Origin of the sequence: Nocardiopsis sp. NPDC050513 (genome assembly GCF_044457925.1) — a bacterium.
In the GTDB taxonomy this organism is placed as follows: Bacteria; Actinomycetota; Actinomycetes; order Streptosporangiales; family Streptosporangiaceae; genus Nocardiopsis.
Window position 1 is genome coordinate 270,299 of the sequence record NZ_JBITHK010000005.1, and the last position, 18,066, is coordinate 288,364.

14 protein-coding genes are annotated in these 18,066 nt (G+C 73.6%); 4 read left to right on the top strand and 10 right to left on the bottom strand.

The window, feature by feature from the left end; genetic code table 11:
• Positions 1–51 precede the first annotated feature (51 nt).
• Positions 52–261, bottom strand: a complete 210-nt coding sequence (locus ACIBFB_RS11445; protein WP_397228888.1) for a dodecin — start codon at positions 259–261, stop codon at positions 52–54.
• A gap of 573 nt (positions 262–834) precedes the next feature.
• Between ACIBFB_RS11445 and ACIBFB_RS11450 the strand changes: the two genes are divergently transcribed.
• Positions 835–1,035, top strand: coding sequence for a hypothetical protein (locus ACIBFB_RS11450; protein ID WP_397228890.1), 201 nt, complete (start codon positions 835–837; stop codon positions 1,033–1,035).
• A gap of 55 nt (positions 1,036–1,090) precedes the next feature.
• Here ACIBFB_RS11450 and ACIBFB_RS11455 read toward each other — a convergent pair whose 3' ends face one another.
• From ACIBFB_RS11455 to moaA, 6 genes are all read right to left on the bottom strand, one after another.
• On the bottom strand, positions 1,091–4,618 hold the full coding sequence (locus tag ACIBFB_RS11455) for a HEAT repeat domain-containing protein (RefSeq protein ID WP_397228892.1): 3,528 nt from the start codon (positions 4,616–4,618) through the stop codon (positions 1,091–1,093).
• A gap of 191 nt (positions 4,619–4,809) precedes the next feature.
• The gene (locus ACIBFB_RS11460; RefSeq protein WP_397228894.1) at positions 4,810–5,412 is read right to left on the bottom strand and encodes a molybdenum cofactor guanylyltransferase; all 603 of its coding nucleotides are present in this window, start codon (positions 5,410–5,412) and stop codon (positions 4,810–4,812) included.
• Positions 5,413–5,449: 37 nt separating this feature from the next.
• Positions 5,450–6,637, bottom strand: coding sequence for an RtcB family protein (locus ACIBFB_RS11465; RefSeq protein ID WP_397228896.1), 1,188 nt, complete (start codon positions 6,635–6,637; stop codon positions 5,450–5,452).
• Positions 6,638–6,751: 114 nt separating this feature from the next.
• Complete coding sequence (locus tag ACIBFB_RS11470; protein ID WP_397228898.1) at positions 6,752–8,170, bottom strand: RtcB family protein; 1,419 nt, start codon at positions 8,168–8,170, stop codon at positions 6,752–6,754.
• A gap of 63 nt (positions 8,171–8,233) precedes the next feature.
• Positions 8,234–8,656: an archease gene (locus tag ACIBFB_RS11475; protein ID WP_397228900.1), complete on the bottom strand. Its 423-nt coding sequence runs from the start codon at positions 8,654–8,656 to the stop codon at positions 8,234–8,236.
• Positions 8,657–8,737: 81 nt separating this feature from the next.
• A complete protein-coding gene (moaA, locus tag ACIBFB_RS11480; RefSeq protein WP_397229263.1) occupies positions 8,738–9,745 on the bottom strand; it encodes a GTP 3',8-cyclase MoaA in 1,008 nt (335 codons plus the stop codon).
• A gap of 348 nt (positions 9,746–10,093) precedes the next feature.
• On the opposite strand from moaA, the gene ACIBFB_RS11485 reads away from it, so the two are divergent.
• A complete protein-coding gene (locus ACIBFB_RS11485) occupies positions 10,094–10,927 on the top strand; it encodes a lysophospholipase (protein ID WP_397228902.1) in 834 nt (277 codons plus the stop codon).
• 34 nt (positions 10,928–10,961) lie between these two features.
• Here ACIBFB_RS11485 and ACIBFB_RS11490 read toward each other — a convergent pair whose 3' ends face one another.
• On the bottom strand, positions 10,962–12,434 hold the full coding sequence (locus ACIBFB_RS11490) for a PLP-dependent aminotransferase family protein (protein WP_397228904.1): 1,473 nt from the start codon (positions 12,432–12,434) through the stop codon (positions 10,962–10,964).
• 195 nt (positions 12,435–12,629) lie between these two features.
• On the opposite strand from ACIBFB_RS11490, the gene ACIBFB_RS11495 reads away from it, so the two are divergent.
• Positions 12,630–13,295 (top strand): YitT family protein, encoded by a 666-nt coding sequence (locus ACIBFB_RS11495; protein ID WP_397229265.1) that lies wholly within the window; start codon positions 12,630–12,632, stop codon positions 13,293–13,295.
• A 415-nt stretch (positions 13,296–13,710) separates the two neighbouring features.
• Complete coding sequence (locus tag ACIBFB_RS11500) at positions 13,711–15,516, top strand: glycoside hydrolase family 15 protein (protein WP_397228906.1); 1,806 nt, start codon at positions 13,711–13,713, stop codon at positions 15,514–15,516.
• A gap of 189 nt (positions 15,517–15,705) precedes the next feature.
• Here the strand turns inward: ACIBFB_RS11500 and ACIBFB_RS11505 are convergent, their stop codons facing one another.
• Both ACIBFB_RS11505 and ACIBFB_RS11510 read right to left on the bottom strand, forming a co-directional pair.
• Complete coding sequence (locus tag ACIBFB_RS11505; RefSeq protein WP_397228908.1) at positions 15,706–16,872, bottom strand: cytochrome P450; 1,167 nt, start codon at positions 16,870–16,872, stop codon at positions 15,706–15,708.
• Positions 16,872–17,579: a tRNA-dependent cyclodipeptide synthase gene (locus tag ACIBFB_RS11510; protein WP_397228910.1), complete on the bottom strand. Its 708-nt coding sequence runs from the start codon at positions 17,577–17,579 to the stop codon at positions 16,872–16,874. Before ACIBFB_RS11510 ends, ACIBFB_RS11505 begins: the two co-directional genes overlap by 1 nt.
• Positions 17,580–18,066 lie beyond the last annotated feature (487 nt).

An 18,066-nucleotide genomic window follows, 5' to 3' on the forward strand; every position in this document is an offset into this window, starting at 1 on the left:
CGCGCCGAGGGGCCCGGACGGCGTGCCCGGGACCCCGGCGGGGCGCTCCGCTCAGTCGTCCAGGCGGAACCCGACCTTGAGACCGACCTGGTAGTGCGCGACGACGCCGTCCTCGATGTGCCCGCGGATCTCGGTGACCTCGAACCAGTCGAGCCCCCGGAGTGTGTTCGCGGCGCGGTCGATGCCGTTGCGGATGGCCTGGTCGACCCCCTGCGGCGAGGTTCCGACGATCTCCGTGACGCGGTAGGTGTGGTGGGACATGAGCGACCCCCTGCGCTGTCCGTTGTCCGGTCGCGTGGACGCGACCCCCCGTGTCCCTGCCTCCCCGTGTTCCCCGACCGCCACACCGGACGCCTCCGCCGCACGGGCGAGTGCGGGGCCGGTCGTCGCTTCTTCCTTGACCCTTTCCGGGCGTGTCGCGCACCGGCGCACAGCACGCGGTTGACCCGCCCGAACCGCCGTTCCCGCGCACGAGGAACCGTATCCTGGGCAAACTGCCAGATTAGTCCTGACCTGGGACTTAAGACCTTCGATCCGCGGGACTCTCCCGAGACAACGTCGTAACTCACTCTTGACGTACCCCGGGGGGCCTCGGTGTACATTGGTTTCTAGCGCTTCGGTCCCCCGTCGAAGCGCGCGGCGATGTTTCGAGCCCCCGTCGGAACATCGTGAGCGACGCCGGGTGGTTTGCCCCCGTAACCACCCGGCGTCGCCCTTTTCTCCCCTCCGCCGGCACCGGTCCGCGCCGACATCGGCGGGAACGACCGATCGTGACCGTGGCTTGACCATTCGAGCCGTGAAATTCCCTGGGGGTCAGAATTGGGTAATCCGGCCGTGGAGCCCCGTTGTTCCCGCCGTGACTGCCACGCGGACGCCGCCTGGGCGCTGCTGTGGAACAACCCCGCACTGCACACCCCGGACCGCCGCAAGGTGTGGACCGCCTGCGACGAGCACCGCGCGTACCTGTCGGACTTCCTCGACGTCCGGGGCTTCCTGCGCGAGGTCGTGCCCATGGACGAGTACCGGGAGCGCTGACCGCTCCGGGCGCCGGTTCGGTGGGGGCGCGCCGACACGCGCCCCCACCCGGAGTTCACTCGACCGCGACCCGCCAGGCCTCGTGCCGTACCGCGTCGTCACCGATCTCCCCGGCCAGGGTCAACAGCTCGGGCCAGGGCTCGGCCCACGCCGTGGTACGACCCATCCGTCCGACCAGCTCCACGTACAGCAGGCCGATCGACGTCCGGGCGCGTCCCTCCTCCCCGACCGCCGTCGCGTGCATCGTGCGCAGCACGGTCTCCAACGACTCCGGGGCCACGTCCGGGTCGGCGCCGTGGCCGACCACGGTCGTGACGAGACTCCGCACGTCCGGGTCCCGCCTACGGGGAGCCGCCGCCAGGAACCGCGCGGCGAGCGACAGACGCGAAGCCAACCACGACGCGGACGGGGCCCCGTCCGGGCGGCGGACAGCGCTCCGGATCGCGGACTCCACGAGTCGGGCGGCCAGGTGAGCGCACTCGGGGCGCTCGGCCAGCGCGGACAGCACGGCGTCCACCTGCCCGGCGACCAGCGTGTCGTCCTCGCCGGACGTGTGGCGGAGCCGGACCAGCAGCGACACGATCGCAGCCAGCCGGTGGTAGGCGCCGTCCGCACGGGGACGGGTGATCGCCGGGACCCCGTGCTCCGGCCCGGGAACCGCCGCGAGCAGCCGGGCGGCGACCTCGGCGAGGCGGTCCCGCCCCTGCCCCCGCCGCGTCATCTCGGCGAACGCGCCCACCGTGTGCTGCCAGGGTCGGTCCAGGTCGCACACCGCCGCCACGATCGCGTCGAGCGCGTCCTCCCGCCACAGCGCCCACCGGTTCGCCGCCCGGAGCGACCGCGGACGGCGACGCCCCGACGCGGGGAGCGAAGCGACCACCGCCGCCGCCCCGGCGCGCAGGCCCCGAGGGCACGTGAGGGGGTCGACGCCGAGCACGGCGGCCTGGGTCTCCTCGTCGGTGAAGCCGGGAGCGTGCTCGGTCAGGGCGGTCAGCGCGGACGGATGGCCGCAGGCGCGCATGAGAGCGCCCGCGACCGCCGCGCGCACGTCCCGGTGCTGCCGCTCGGCGCCGAGCGAGCGCACGAGCACGTCGACCGCGCCCGGCGGGCGGTGGTGTTCGAGCAGGCGGGCCGCGGTCCTGCGAACGCTCACCCTGGCCGAACCCTCCAGCGTTGCGATGAGCACCGGTCCCAGGCGCGACGGCGCCACGCGCACGGCGCACCGCGACAGCGCTGGTCCGACCGCCCTGGACTGGGGTCCGCCGCTGTGGGCCAGGATCGTCTGCAGCGCGCGTTCGGGCTCGCCGCCGCCGCCGAGCGCGCTGAGGGCGGCCTCGCGCACCACGATGTCGTCACCGGCCAGGAAGCGGGCGAGCAGGTCGACGGCACCGGGGAGACGGCCGAGCTGGGAGATGGCGGCTTCCCGGTCGTCGGGGGTGTACCCGGGGTCGGCCGCGACGTGCGCCAGGCGGTCGGCGATCCACGCGCGTGCCGCCTCGGGCCAGTTCCGGGCCAGGGTTCCGGTCACCTCGGGCACCCATGCTCGGCCGTCGGGTAGCTGGGGCGGTCCCACGTGGTCAAGGCGACGGACGATCCTCATGGGACTCACCGTGCGGACCAGGGTCCGCCACACGACGGGAACGGCCACGGCCTCGGAGTCGCGGCAGAAGAGCTCGAAGGCGCGGGAGCCGCGCCCGGACAGGTACAACCGGGCGGTCCGCTCCGCGTCGTCGGAAGCGGGGTCCCCGAGGAACACGCCGACCAGGCGGTGGCGGAACCCGTCGCCCAGGTGGCCGGCCCTGCCGCCCAGCTCGTCCGCCAGACGGGCCGCGACCGCGTTGTCGCCCCGACCGCGCGCCGCGTCCAGGTACGGGACGAGCCGCCGGTACAGGTCGTGCTCGCAGCCCGGCGGCAGGACCTGGTCGAGGTGGGGCTCCGGTCGGGTTCCGGGCGGCCGGGTCCTGTTCGGGCGCGACCACCAGGGCCTCCCCCGCCTCGGTCGGCCCGGTTCGCCGAACCCGTCGGCGCCGAACGCCTCGGCGAGCTGGGCGTACACCTCCACGCCCCACCGCCGGACGGCGCCGTCCGGCGAGGTGTCCGGGTGACGCAGCATCCGCGCGGCCAGGTCGCGCAGCGCCCGTCGGGTGTCCCTGGAGGTGTCGCGGGCCGTCACGGTCTGGTCGAGGAGGCCGTCGAGGACGCCCGTGCCGGGCGCTCCCGCACCGCCGTGCCGGGGCTCCCCTCGGACGGCCCCTCCCTGCCCTGACCCGGTGTCGGCCGGGGTACCGGCGTCCACGAGCCCTGCCGCCCGCGCCAGGGACAGGGGACGCACCCCGCACAGCGCCCGAAGCAGCTCCCGGCGTACGGTGTCGCGATCGGCACGCAGCCGCGCGACGCGGTCGGCGAGCACGCCGCGCAGCAGGTCGGTGTCGCAGGTCCTGGCCGTGGCGGCCACGAGCGCGGCCAGGCCCCTGGCCCGCCGACCGGCGTCGCCGGAGGACGCCGCCCGCGACAGGGGACCGACCGCCTCGTCGTAGGGCAGGAACCCGATGACGTCCAGGTCCGCGTTCGGATCCGCGTGCCGGGGCTGGCTGGACTGGACCTCCCTGATCCGTTCCACCAGTTCGCGCGCCTCGGCTTCCGCACGCTCCGGTGGGAGCAGGTCGAGGTGGAGCACGGCTCCCCCGCCGGTCCGCGCGGGGCGGGTCCCCACGAAGCGCTCCAGGTACGGGCGCCGCACCGACAGGGGCATCGCCCGCAGGACGCGTCCGGCCGTGTCCGGGTCGTAGGCCATGGTTCTGGTGAGGCTCCGGATGCTCCGGCTCCCGTCGGGCAGTGCCGGATAGCGGGCCGGGTAGTACCGGTGGTCACCTCGGGCGTGCAGCGCCCGGCTGGCGTGCGGGACGCCGAAGGACGGCCCGAGCGGCCGCAGCAGTTCCGCGACGGCCTCGGGACGGATCGGGTCCAGGGCGCGCAGGGCCTGTCGCCAGTCGCGGGTCAGGGCCTCGCGGGGGGCGACGTCGGACAGCATGCCCAGGAGGGCGTCCGGGTGTCGGCGGGCCAGCCGTCGCCAGGAGCGCACGGCGTGGGCGAGGTCGGGCAGGCGCCGCGCGACCGCCGCCGTCGGGCAGGCCGGGAGCACAGCGGCGGCGTCGGCGTCACCGTACTCGTGTCCGACCCGGTCGAGCACCCGCTCGGCGAGCGCGGTGCGGCGTCCGTCGTAGAGGGTGCGGTACAGGGCGCGGCGCAGGCCGGTGGGGGCGTCCTCCACCACGGGAAGGACCGCCTCGTCGGGTACCGGGACGGTGCGGACCGCGCGCAGGGCGGCGCGGCGCAGTGCGTGGTCGGGACCGGCGAGGTAGCGGGCGACCGTGGCGGTGTCGCGCGCGGCGATGGCCATGTGCAGGGCGATTCGCGCGTGACCGTCGGCGTCGAGTCGCCGGAGGACCACGGAGAGGTGGGAGGTGCCCGCGTGGTCGCGGGCGTAGAGCGCCAGACGTCGCATGCGGACGTCTGGGGCGAGGTGGTCGAGCGACTGGAGGAGCTGGGTGGCCGACGCGTGCGTCGGCTGGGCGGGGCTCAACGGCCCGGGCGGAGACCGCCCTTCCTGATCGTCATGGCGGACATCATGGACCACGGGCACGGCGTTCCGCAACCGCGGCGGTCCGGTGGGCGGCAAGGCGCGGGGATGTGCGCACGCACGTCGCCGACGGACGGCTCGCCGCCTTCGGGCGTGCCCGGATTCTCCGAGAAGACGGGGTGGGTCTCCGGCGCTCAGGGCTCGGTCGGGGCGTCCCGTTCGAGGTCGCGGCGGGCGCGGGCGAGGTCCTCGGGGGTGTCGCAGTCGAACTCCGCGCCGTCGTCGGCGAGCGCGACCGGGCGCGGGTCCAGCGGGCCGAGAAGGCGGTGCAGGGACCGGCCCCGGTAGTCGGCGAGCGCCGCGCGGACGGCGTCGGTGCGCCACACCCCCGTCAGCCACTGCTCACGGCCTCCCGCGTCCACGTACACGGCTCCCTCGGCCCTCGCGTCGAGTGCCTCGGCGAGCTCGGCCAGGTGGGCGGCGGTCAGGCGCGGCAGGTCCGCGGCGAGCAGCGCGAACCGGGGCGCGCGCACGTGCGCCAGCCCGGCGCGCAGGGCGGGCACGGGTCCGGCCCCGGGCGGGTCCTCGCGGACGTAGAGCGCGGGCGGGCTCTCCCGGGGCGGACCGACCACGATGACGCGGGCGTCCGCGTCGTGGGCGCGGACCGCGTCGACGACCCGCTCCAGCAGTGTGCGCCCCGCGACGCTCAGGCCGGGCTTGTCGGCGCCGCCCATGCGCTGGGCGGCGCCTCCGGCGAGGACGACCGCGTCGATTCCCCCTGACGGTGTGCTGCTCACCCTCCCAGGATGGACCACGCCGCCCGACCGGCGCCGGTCAGCCCTTGACGCACACCACCTGGCGCAGGCGGTGGACCACCTCGACCAGGTCGGTCTGGGCCTCGATCACCGACTCCAGGTCCTTGTAGGCGGCGGGGATCTCGTCCACGACGCCGAGGTCCTTGCGGCACTCCACGCCCCTGGTCTGCTCCACCAGGTCCGCCGCGGTGAACGTCTTGCGCGCCTTGTTGCGGCTCATGCGGCGGCCCGCCCCGTGCGAGGCGGAGTTGAACGACTCCGGGTTGCCCAGACCGCGCACGATGTACGTGCCGGTCGCCATGCTGCCGGGGATGATCCCGAGGTCGCCCCTGCCCGCGCGGATGGCGCCCTTGCGGGTGACGAGCACGTCCACGCCGTCGTAGGTCTCCTCCGCCACGTAGTTGTGGTGGCAGGAGATCCACTGCCCGAACCGGGTGCCGGGGATCTGGTCGGCCAGTGTCGCGCACGCCAGGCCCATCATGACGTCGCGGTTGCGCCGCGCGTAGTCCTGGGCCCAGAACAGGTCGCGGCGGTAGGCGGCCATCTCGGGGGTGCCGGCGAGGAACACCGCCAGGTCGCGGTCGACCAGTCCCTGGTTGTGCGAGAGCGACCGCGCCGTGCCGATGTGGTGGTCGGCCAGTTCCTTGCCGATGTTGCGCGACCCGGAGTGCAGGACGAGCCAGACCGTGCCGTCGTCGTCGAGGCACACCTCCAGGAAGTGGTTGCCGCCGCCGAGCGTGCCCATCTGGCGGCGGGCCCGGGTCAGCCGCGGGTGCACGGACTCGGCGAGGCCGTCGAAGCCCGCCCAGAAGCTGTCCCAGTCCGCACTGCGCAGGCCGGGCACGGTCGTGGGGTCGACGGGCTCGTCGTGCGCGTGGAACCCGACGGGGATCGCCGCCTCCAGGGCGGAGCGCAGGCGGCCGAGGTCGTCGGGCAGCCGTTCCGCGGTCAGGTCCGTGCGCACGGCGGTCATGCCGCAGCCGATGTCGACGCCGACGGCCGCGGGGCTCACGGCGTCGCGCATCGCGATGACGGAGCCGACCGTGGCGCCCTTGCCGTAGTGCACGTCCGGCATGACGGCGAGGCCGTGCACCCACGGCATCCGGGTGACGTTGCGCAGCTGGTCCATGGCCTGGGGCTCGACCTGGTCCGGGTCCGCCCACATGCGGATGGGTACGCGTTCGCCGGAAACCTCGGTGTAGGGCATGACAGGCCACCTCCCTTTCCCGACCGGGCCTGTGCGGGGCGAACACGCGTTCGCCGTGGTACATCAAGCCAGAGCCGGGAACGGGCGGCAACCGGTTTTCCGGCGGCGGAGGGCTCACCCCTTGACGACGCCCAGCGGCACGAGCCGGGCCACCTTGCGGCACAAGCCCGCCCCGACACTGGCGTCCACCACGTCGTCGACGTCCTTGTAGGCGGACGGCGCCTCCTCGGCCAGTCCCTTCCACGACGTGCCGCGCACCGCGATCCCGTGCGCCTCCAGATCGTCCCTGAGCGGCCTGCCCCGCACCGTGCGCACGGCCTCGTGGCGGCTCATCACCCGGCCCGCGCCGTGGCAGGTGGAGTGGAACGCCTGCCCGCCCGGGACTCCGGCCAGGACGTAGGAGGCGGTGCCCATCGTGCCGGGGATGAGCGTGGGCTGTCCCACGTCGGCCAGTTCGGCCGGCAGGTCGGGGTGGCCGGGCGGCCACGCCCGGGTGGCGCCCTTGCGGTGCACGCACAGCCGGCGCCGCCGCCCGCCGACGACGTGGGTCTCCACCATCGCGAGGTTGTGGGACACGTCGTAGACGAGGTCGAGCCGGCAGCCGGCGTGGGCGTCGAAGGCCCGGCGGGCGGCCTCTCCGAGCAGTTGCCGGTTGACCCGCGCGAAATTGGTCGCCGCCGCCATCGCCCCGAGGTAGGCGCGCCCCTCCTCCGACTCGACCGGCACGCAGGCGAGCTGGCGGTCCGGCACCGCGATGCCGTAGCGCTCCATCGCCTCCTCCATCGCGCGCACCTGGTCGGAGCAGACCTGGTGGCCGAGCCCGCGCGATCCGGTGTGGACCATGACGCAGACCTGGCGCCGCCGAAGCCCGAACGCCTCCGCGGCCCGCGCGTCGTAGACCTCGTCGACCGCCTGGACCTCGAGGAAGTGGTTGCCCGAGCCGAGACTGCCGACCTGCCCGAGCCCGCGCTCGACCGCCCGGTGGCCGATCCCGCCCGGGTCGGCGTCCGCCATCCGGCCTCCGTCCTCGCACCGCAGCAGGTCCCGCCGCACGCCGTGCCCCTTGTCCACCGCGTGGCAGGCCCCGCCTTCGAGGACCTCGCGGAGCTGCGCGGCGTCGGACATCGGCCACACGCTGCCGCGCTTCATGCCGCGTGGGACGGCGTGGTCGAGCGCGTCCATGACCGCGCCGCGCCGCGGCGCGAACGCGTCCCGGTCGAGGTCGGCGGCGAGGAGCCGGACGCCGCAGGAGATGTCGAACCCCACCCCGCCCGGTGAGACCACCCCCGCCTCCGCCACGTCGGTGGCGGCGACGCCTCCGATGGGGAAGCCGTAGCCCCAGTGCAGGTCCGGCATCGCGTAGGAGGCGACGACGATGCCCGGCAGGGTCGCCACGTTCGCCACCTGGTGCAGTGACTCGTCGGCCGCGGGATCGGGCAGCAGCCGCCGCGACGCGAACACGATGCCCGGTACCCGCATCCCTCCCTCGCGTTCGACACGGAACCGGTACGGGGTCTCTTCGGTGATGCGCATGGCGCGCTCCCGGGTGCGTCGGAGGGCCCGCGGTGTGCGGTCGGGCCCGCTCCCAGCCGGATGTCAGACGTCGACGGTCACGGAGCACCACCATCCCTCCGGGCCGCGCTCGCAGCGCAGCTGGTGCAGGGAGACGGCCTTGGGGACCGCGCCCACGGCCTCGACCGTGTCGGCGTCGGCCATCGCGAACCGCACCCGGAGACCGGTCGGCGTGGCCCGCGCCTCGGTCGCGGACGGGAGCAGCCCCCTGGTCTCCAGGAGGTAGACGGCCTCGTCGATCACGGCGGCGAGGAGGTCGGCGTCGGTCGCGCCCTGCAGGTCGCGTTCGACGGTCGTCGTCGCGGGCGGCGGCTCGGCGCCGACGACGCTCTCCACCACCGCGGCCACGGCGTGCGCGACGCACTCCTCGCGGGTGGGCGCCCACGCCTCGACCCGCAGATCCGCCGTGTGCGCGGTGGTTCGGTGACCGGCGTCCGTTCTCGGCATGGCCACGGCTTCCTGGTCCGGTGCGGTCGTGCTCCTCCCTTCCACTGTCGTGCCCGCTCGGACCGGGTGCCTACCGGGTGGTCAGCCGCCGATCGCCGACATCGGGCGCGCCGGCTGGAGGAAGGAGGGGTCGTTGATGCCGTGGCCGGGGAGCTTGGCGGCCACGGCCGCCGTCCAGCGCTCGGCGATCTCCTCGTCGGTCGCGCCGCCGCGCAGCAGGGCCCTCAGGTCGGACTCCTCGCGGGCGAAGAGGCAGTTGCGGATCTGGCCGTCGGCGGTCAGTCGCACGCGGTCGCACGCCCCGCAGAACGGCCGGGTGACGGAGCCGATCACGCCGACGGTGGCCGGCTCCCCGTCGGGGAAGCGGGCGCCGCGCACGTGGAAGAGTTCGGCGGGGGCGCTGCCGCGGGTTTCGGCGTCGGCGGCCTCCAGGGAGAAGTCGGCCTCCAGGCGCGCGAGGATCTCGTCGGCGGTGACCATGGTGTCACGGCGCCAGCCGTGCTGGGCGTCCAGCGGCATCTGCTCGATGAACCGCAGCTCGTAGCCGTGCTCGATGCAGTACCGCAGGAGGTCGGGCGCCTCGTCGTCGTTGACGTCGCGCATGAGGACCGCGTTGACCTTGACGGGGGTGAGCCCGGCCTCGGCCGCCCCGGCCATGCCGTCCAGGACGTCCTGGAGGCGGCGCCTGCGGGCGAGCTTCTCGAAGCGGTCGTGGCGCAGGGTGTCGAGGGAGACGTTGACGCGGTCGAGCCCGGCCTCGGCCAGGGCGGGGGCCATGCGGGCCAAGCCGATGCCGTTGGTGGTCAGGGCGGTCTGCGGGCGGGGGGTGAGCGCGGTGGTCCCGGCGACCAGTCCGGGCAGGCCGCGGCGGAGCAGGGGTTCGCCGCCGGTGAAGCGGACCTCGGTGATGCCGAGGCGGGTGGTGCCGACGCGGATGAGCCGCAGCACCTCGTCGTCGGTGAGCAGTTCGGGCTTGGGCAGCCATTCCAGGCCTTCGGGCGGCATGCAGTAGCTGCATCTGAGGTTGCAGCGGTCGGTGAGCGACACCCGGAGATCGGTCGCCACTCGCCCGTAGGAGTCCTCCAGCACGCGCGTCACCCTCTCCAGTCTGTGTTGCCGGACGGGTGGTACGCGGATGCTCCCGTCCGAGGGGTACCCAGAGGTAAGCGTAGAAGATCACCTTTCTTGTGGAGTAGATAACATCGCCCTATATGCCGTATTTCGTTCCTGCCTACGAACGACTGCCGTCCCGCCTGGGACGCGGCTACGAACCGACGCGCGGATCGTTACGCGGCTGATGCACGACCGGGCCGGGGCCGACCCCGGCTTCCCTCCCGTCACGGGCGTCGATATCCGCCCCCTCCGCATGCGCGCCGCGGCCGCGCCCCCATAGGGTGTCCCTCCCAGAGATCGTCGCAGACGAGGAGGCGAAACGCCGTGATCACCACACGCGAGTGGGCCCTGGCCGGCGGACCCGACGGGTCGGGGAAGCTGGCGGCACGGGCGTGGGCGCCCGCCGAGGGCGAACCGACCTGGCTGGCGGTGCTGGTGCACGGCTACGGCGAGCACCTCGGACGCTACGAGAACGTGGCCGCGGACCTGGTCGAGGCGGGCGCGGTGGTGTACGGAGCCGACCACCGGGGGCACGGCCGCTCCTCGGGCGAGCGCGTGCTCATCGACGACTTCGCCGGGGTGGTGGAGGACGTGCACCGCGTCGTCACCCAGGCGCGCACGGCCTACCGCTCCCTTCCCCTGGTCCTCATCGGTCACTCGATGGGCGGCCTGGTCGCCGCCCGGTACGCCCAGACCCACCCCGAGGCGCCGCGCGCGCTGGTCGTGTCGTCCCCGGTGCTCGGCCGCTGGGAGGTCCTGGAGGCGCTCAGCGCGCTGGAGGAGATCCCGGACATCCCCATCGACCCGGACACGCTGTCGAGGGACCCCGGCGTGGGCGCCGCCTACGCCGCCGACGACCTGGTCTGGCACGGCCCGTTCAAGCGGCCCACGATCGAGGCGATGCTCACCGAGCTCGACCGGATCCGCGAGGCGGGCTGCGTGGGGACGATGCCGCTGCTGTGGCTGCACGGTTCCGACGACGCCCTGGTGCCGCTCGCCGGGAGCAGGGCGGGCGTCGACACCCTCGCGGGCTCGGACGTGACCGTCCGCATCTTCCCCGAGGCCCGGCACGAGCTGTTCAACGAGACCAACCGCGACGAGGCGCTGGCCGAGGTGATCCGGTTCGCCCACCGGTTCGTGCCCGACCCCCGGGGATGATCCCCGCGGGGCGTGACGCCCGCCCCAGGGGTGCTCAGACGAAGAGCTGGCCGCGCGGCTGGACGGGGTGGGCGAGCGTCTCGGCGTAGGCGGCGGCCAACCGGTCCACCGCGTCCGCCAGCACGTCCGGCGGCTGGGTGTAGGCCAGGCGCACGTACCGCTCCAGGGTGCCGTCCACGCCGAACACCGGCCCGGCCGCCGGGTGCACCCCGTGCCGGGTCGCCGCGGTGGCGAGCGCGCCAGCGACCGGGTGCGGCAGGGTCGCCCACAGCACCAGTCCGCCTCCGGGCACGCTGGGCCGCCAGTCGGGCAGGCGTTCGCGCAGCGCGCGCACCAGGGCGTCCCGGTTGCGCCGGAGCTGGCGGCTGCGTTCGGCGCGCACCCGCATCACGTCCGCCAGCAGGTGGGTGACGGTGAGCTGGTCGAGCACCGCCCCGGCCAGGTCGAAACGCTGGCGGGCCGACATCAGCCGGGCCACCATCGGCGGCGTGGTCCGGATCCAGCCCACGCGCAGCCCGCCCCACAACAGCTTGGCCACCGAGCCGATGGTCAGCACCCGGCCGTCGGTGTCGTGGACTGCCACCGGCGCGGGCAGGTCGCCCGAGTCGATGGCCAGTTCGGCGACGGACTCGTCGATGACCAGGTGGGTGCCCGCCCGGCGCGCCTCGCGGACCAGGACGGCGCGCTCGTCGTCGTCCATCAGCGCCCCCGTGGGGTTCTGGAAGTCCGGGATGAGGTAGGCCAGCCCCGGCTTCCACTGGCGGAAGGCGTCGGCCAGGTACTCCATGTCCCACCCCTGCGGGGTCACCCCGACCGTCCGGATCCGGGCGCCCGTCCGGCGGGCGGCGTCCACCGCGTGCGGATAGGTCGGCGACTCGACGAGGACCTCGTCGCCGGGCTGGAGCAGCAGGTCCAGGGCCAGTGCGATGCCCTGCTGGGCGCCGTTGGTCACGAAGATCTGCTCGGGGGTGGTGGGCAGGCCGCGTTCGACGTAGCGGCGGGCGATCGCGTGGCGCAGTTCGGGCAGGCCGTAGGGGTAGTAGCCGAGGCCGCCCACGTGCGCGGCGAGCTGTTCGGCGGCCTGGAAGGAGGCGGCGCGCAGCCCCTCCACCGCGGGCGGGGCGGCCACCCCGAGGTCGATGTGCTCGGCGACGGGGGTGAACGGCGCCAGCTCGCCGGTGCCGGTGTCGGGGAGGACGGTCCAGCTGCCCGCGCCCTGGCGGCTGTCCAGGAAGCGGTTGTCGCGCAGCCAGGCGTAGGCGGCGGTGACGGTGTTGCGGCTGACGCCGAGCGACGCGGCCAGGTCGCGCTCGGCGGGCAGACGGGTGTTGGTGGGGACGCGGCCGTCCAGGATCAGACCGCTCACGGCCCGGGCGATGGCCAGGTAGAAGGGGCGCTCGACCGGCGCCTCCCCGATGAGGCGGGCCAGGAGGCGGCCGTTGATCCGCCGGCTGCCGCCTCCGGTCGGGCCGCGATCGGCCCCACGGTGGCCGCCCTGCTTCGCCATGCCGTCCTCCCCCCTGCCCGAGTTTCGGGCCAGTTGTTCTGATTGGCGCTTCAGAATGAGCGCCACCTCCGCCACGATACCGATGTGGCACCGTTTGCGGCCCCATCGAACGAGCCCACGCGTTCCCCCCCCACGAGAAGACGGAGATCCCTGTTGTCCGACCGCCCCTACTCCCCTGACCAGGCGCCCACCCCCGTGAGGACGCGGGACCGGCTGGCCCGGCTCGTGCCCCGGCCGCGGGCGCGACGGCTGGCACAGCTGTACCTGGGACTGGCCCTGTACGGGCTCAGCGGCGCGCTGCTGGTGCGGGCGGAGCTGGGCGCCATGCCCTGGGACGTCCTGCACCAGGGTTTGGCGCTGCGGACCGGGCTGTCGATCGGCACATGGAGCGTGATCGTCGGAGCCGCGCTGATGCTCCTGTGGATCCCCCTGCGGCAGCGGCCGGGCCTGGGCACGTTGAGCAACGTGGTCGTGGTCGGCACGACCGTGGACCTGTTCCTGTGGCTGCTCCCCTCCCCCGGGCCGCTGGCCCTGCGGGTGGCGACGCTGCTGCTGGGGGTACTGGTGTGCGCGGTGGCCACCGGGTGCTACATCGGCGCCCGGCTCGGACCGGGCCCGCGCGACGGCCTGATGACCGGACTGGCCGAGCGGGGGTGGTCGGTGCGGCTCGCCCGCACGGTGATCGAGGTGGTCGTCGTGATCACCGGCACCCTGCTCGGCGGGACGCTGGGGGTGGGCACGATCGTCTACGCCCTGGCCATCGGCCCGCTCGCCCAGGTCTTCCTGCCGATGATGCGGGTACCGGATGAACGGCCGGCAATCCAGTCGCCACCTCACCGTTGGCCCGGCCGTCACCAGTGATTGATCACCGCGTCATAACTTCTGGAACGTGAAACTCCACATTTCGCCATATAACTCCGCGCGTGTTCAGATGCACGTGCACTCGCGGGTAGCGCGCATCCCTTGAAGAGTGGAAGATGGTGACCGCGGTGAACGACAAGGAGCGGGTGTCGGCCGGTTCCCTCGGTCCGCCTCTTTAGCCTGCCCTCACCTGGGCACATAACCGGGTATACGGGTGGCGACAGACGGTCCGGGGAGGTGAGCCGATGTCCCGAACGGCGCCCTTTCCCAGCCCCGGGCCACGACCGGTGCGGGGACGGGCGGTGGATCCCCCGACGGGGCGCGTACACGGGCGTGCGCGGCGCGACCGCGAAGGCGCGGCGCACCCCGTCCCCACACGGGTTCTCGCGCCCACCGCACAGACCAAGACGACGCGTTGGGGGTGAGCCGCGTGCCCGGCTGGATTGAGGACTACGCACTGATCGGCGACATGCAGACCGCCGCTCTTGTCGGTCGGGACGGCTCTATCGACTGGGCGTGTCTGCCGGACTTCGATTCCTCCGCCTGTTTCGCCGCCCTTCTCGGCGACGACCAGAACGGCAGTTGGGCGCTCCGGCCCGCCGACGGCGAACCCAACGCCACCCGGCGCAGGTATCGGGGAGAAACGCTGATCCTGGAGTCGGAATGGGACACCGACACCGGAAGCGTGCGGGTCATCGACTTCATGCCGCCGCGCGGCGGAGCACCCCACATCGTGCGCATCGTCGAGGGGATCAGCGGGTCCGTCCAGATGGAGACCACCATGCGGATCCGGTTCGACTACGGCCACGTCGTGCCGTGGATGCACCGCGCCGGAACCGAACTGGTCGCCATCGCCGGACCCGACGCGATCTGGCTGAGCGCCCCCGTCGCCCTCCAGGGCCACAACTTCACGCACGACGCCTCCTTCACCGTGACGGCGGGCCAGCGCGTGCCGTTCGTCATGACCTGGCACCCCTCGCAGGTGGAGGAGTCCGACCACCTGGACGCGGAGAAGGCCCTGTCACGGACCGCGCGGTTCTGGGAGAAGTGGGTCGACCAGTGCTCCTACGACGGTCCCTACCGCGAGGCGGTCGTGCGGTCCCTCATCGTGCTCAAGGCGCTGACCTACCAGCCGACCGGCGGGATCGTGGCCGCCCCCACGACCTCCCTGCCCGAGGAGATCGGCGGGGTCCGCAACTGGGACTACCGCTACTGCTGGCTGCGGGACGCCACCATCACGCTGGAGGCGCTGATCCGCTCCGGGTACAAGGACGAGGCGCTCGCCTGGCGTGAGTGGCTGGTCCGGGCCGTGGCGGGCGAACCGCAGCTGATGCAGATCATGTACGGCATCCGCGGGGAGCGGCGGCTCACCGAGTGGGAGGCCGACTGGCTGCCGGGGTACGAGGCGTCGCGTCCGGTGCGGATCGGCAACGCGGCGGTCGGTCAGTACCAGCTCGACGTGTACGGCGAGGTCATGGACGTGCTGCACCTGGCCCGCCGGTCCAACATCCGCGGCGGCGAGTACCTGTGGGGGCTCCAGCGCTCGCTGGTCAACTACCTCGAGTGGTGCTGGGACGAACCCGACGAGGGGCTGTGGGAGGTGCGCGGGCCGCGCCAGCACTTCGTGCACTCCAAGGTCATGGCGTGGGTGGCCGCCGACCGGGCGGTGCGCAGCATCGAGGAGTTCGGCAAGGAGGGCCCGATCGAGCGGTGGCGGGCCCTGCGCGACACCATCCACGCCGAGGTGTGCGAGTACGGCTACGACCCCCACCGCAACACCTTCACCCAGTACTACGGCAGCAAGGAGCTGGACGCGGCGCTGCTGCTCATCCCCGAGGTGGGCTTCCTGCCCTACGACGACCCGCGCGTCGTCGGCACCATCGAGGCGATCCGCAAGGACCTCATGGTCGACGGGTTCGTGCTGCGCTACCGCACCGACCTGGAGACGTCCGCCGACAAACTGCCCGGCGACGAGGGCGCCTTCCTGGCGTGCAGCTTCTGGATGGCCAACGCCCTGCTGTCGATCGGACGCCAGGACGAGGCCAAGGAGCTGTTCGAGCGGCTGCTGTCGCTGCGCAACGACCTGGGACTGCTCGCCGAGGAGTACGACCCGCACACCGGGCGGCAGGTGGGCAACTTCCCGCAGGCGTTCAGCCACGTGCCCCTGGTGACCACCGCGCTCAACCTGGCCGACCGCCAGGGCGGCTGGCGCGCGGAGTAGCCGCCGCGCCGCCGCGGAACCCGGGTCCTCCGGTCGGCCCGACCCGGGATCCGCGACCGGGACGGGCCGGTCCAGAGCACCGGCCCGGAACCCCCGTGGCCGCCGTCGTCGGACGGCCCGTCCACGGCCACGGGGGCGGGTCACGTCACCGGAGCCCGGTCCGGGCCCGGTGTCGTCGGCGCGCCGGGGTCACCACAGCACGGGCAGCCGTTCGGGCAGCCGCTTGATGAACCCGGGCCGCCAGGCCAACTGGTCGGCGGGCACGGCCATCCTCAGGCGGGGCAGCCGGGCGACCAGCGCCGTCAGGGCGGCCTCGGCGTGGGCGCGCCCCAGCGCCGACGCCGGGCAGTAGTGCCGCCCGCCGCCGAAGGCCAGGTGCGGGTTGGTCGGACGGTCGATGTCGATCACCTCGGGGCGGTCGAACACCGCAGGGTCGTGGTTGGCGCCCTCGACCAGGACCAACACGAGCTCGCCCGCGCGGACGAGGGTGTCGCCGAGCCGGACGTCCTCGGTGGCGATGCGGGGCAGGGCGTCGCCGATCGAGAGGTTGTACCGCATGAACTCGTCGACGGCCCTGGGCACGTCCTCGGGGTTCTCGTGCAGCCGCCGGACCAGCTCGGGGCGCTCGGCGAGGGCGAGGATCGCGTGCAGGAGGAAGGCCGAGGTGCTGACCGCGCCCGCGCCGAACAGTGACACGGCGACCGTGGCCAGCAGCTCGTCGTCGGCCTCCCCGGCGTCGCGCAGTTCCGCGAACCGGCCGAGCAGCCCGTGCCCGGGACCGGAGCGCAGTCGGTCCAGCATGTAGCCGTGGTCCTTGTCCCAGTTGGCCCCCGCGCCCTCGAAGGGGGCCGGGCTGGTCACGAACGCCACGTCGATGCCCCGCATCAGCCGCCGCCAGTCGCCGACGGGCACGCCGATGATCTTGCAGTGCAGGGCGGCGGAGAACGGGTCGGTGAACCCGTCGCGCAGGTCGGCGGGCGGGCCCTGCCCGACGAGTCCGTTGATCAGCGCGTGCGCCTCGGCGAGCATCCACTCGGCCAGCGTCTCCGTGGGACGCAGCGCCTTCATGACCGCGCCGCGCAGACCGGCGCTGTTGATGTTGCCCATGTTGTTGACGACCTCGGGCGGGATGGTCAGCGCGTACTGCCGCGGCGCCCCGGGCCGGGAGGTCTCCCTGAGGCTGAAGCGCTCGTCCTCCAGAACGGCGGTGGCCAGCGCGTGGGTGCTCACGAGCCACGCCGGGTCCCCGGTCATGGTGCGGACCCGGGCGACGGGCCGGTGCTCGCGCAGCCACGAGCACTCCACGGGTACGGTGCGCCCGTCGCGGGACAGGGGGAAGGTCAGGTCGATGGTCATCAGTGGACGTCCTTGTCGGGCAGGGGCCGGACGGTGGCGTAGGCCTGGGTGTCGGCGGCGCGCAGGCCGCCGGTCCGGCCGAAGAGGAGGGGGGCCAGGGGCATTTCGACGTGGTAGCAGCTCACGGAGGACCCGACGCCGAGAATGGCGGGGGTGTCCACGAAGAACGGGATCTCGCGCGCCAGATAGCGCATTCCCGCCGCCATCTGCGCGTCGGTGGGACCCTGCTCCCCGGAACGGGGACGGAGGAACCGGCGGATCGTGTTCTCGCAGACCCCGGTGAATTCCGGATCGGTCCGCATCGCCCGTTCCGCGTCGGCGCGGAGGGAGCGGTAGGCGGAATCGCCCTCGAACTCCGACAGCGGCGTGCACCGCGCGTCGGAACCGGAGAGCTCGATCCCCTGGAGGATGCGCCTGCGCAGGGCGCGGATGTCCTTGGCGGCGCGGCGGCGCGCCCGTTCCGGGGCGTACCCGAGCGCGGCGAACATCGTGTCGACCTCCCGGTCGGCGTAGACGACGTCGACCGAGTCGAAGCGTCGCCGCGCCCACGTGAGGAGCGCGGCGACGCGCTCACGGGTGAAATACCCGTTTCCCGGACTCGCCCCGACGAGGAGGTGTTCTCCTTTGTCGTAGACGGCCGAGCAGTTGACGGTGAGCGGAATGGCCTCGAATTCGGCCACGCTGATAGTGGGGACGGAAGATACCATGGTGGCGCCTCCTGTTTCGCGCGTTTTCGGCCAGCGGTCACAACGGCGAGGCAACACGACGCCGCGGACGCGGGCGTGGGCGCGGGGCGACGTGGTCAGGGGCGACGGCCGCTCCGTGGTGGCGGACGAACCGTGCTGGGGTGGATCACCGGGCAGGAGGACGCGGGGTTCCCGTGTCCGGGCGCCGTCGGGCGAGGTGGCTGGAACGCGGCGACGGCGCGGTGAGGGCTCGCGCGGTGAGATCGGGGAGAGTGGTCACGGGCGGACGCTGACGTCGGCCCGCGCGGCTTCCCTAGACTGAGGAGGGCGACCCGCGCCGGGAGGTCGGGCGGCGCCGGGTCGGCTGTGGATCCGCGGGTTCGGGGACGTGCAGCCCCAGGCGGCGGACGCGCACGTGTCGATTCACCTCGTCCTGTCGCTAGTCCCAGTGGAGCCCCGTGCTCCCGGTGTGGCGACAGCGACTCCAAGTTATCGCCCGCGCCGGACC

Coding starts and splice junctions, on each gene's coding strand:
- ACIBFB_RS11445 (WP_397228888.1), bottom strand. CDS start 261: ATGTCCCACCACACCTACCGCGTCACGGAGATCGTCGGAACCTCGCCG.
- ACIBFB_RS11465 (WP_397228896.1), bottom strand. CDS start 6,637: ATGCCCTACACCGAGGTTTCCGGCGAACGCGTACCCATCCGCATGTGG.
- ACIBFB_RS11470 (WP_397228898.1), bottom strand. CDS start 8,170: ATGCGCATCACCGAAGAGACCCCGTACCGGTTCCGTGTCGAACGCGAG.
- ACIBFB_RS11475 (WP_397228900.1), bottom strand. CDS start 8,656: ATGCCGAGAACGGACGCCGGTCACCGAACCACCGCGCACACGGCGGAT.
- ACIBFB_RS11490 (WP_397228904.1), bottom strand. CDS start 12,434: ATGGCGAAGCAGGGCGGCCACCGTGGGGCCGATCGCGGCCCGACCGGA.
- ACIBFB_RS11505 (WP_397228908.1), bottom strand. CDS start 16,872: ATGACCATCGACCTGACCTTCCCCCTGTCCCGCGACGGGCGCACCGTA.
- ACIBFB_RS11510 (WP_397228910.1), bottom strand. CDS start 17,579: ATGGTATCTTCCGTCCCCACTATCAGCGTGGCCGAATTCGAGGCCATT.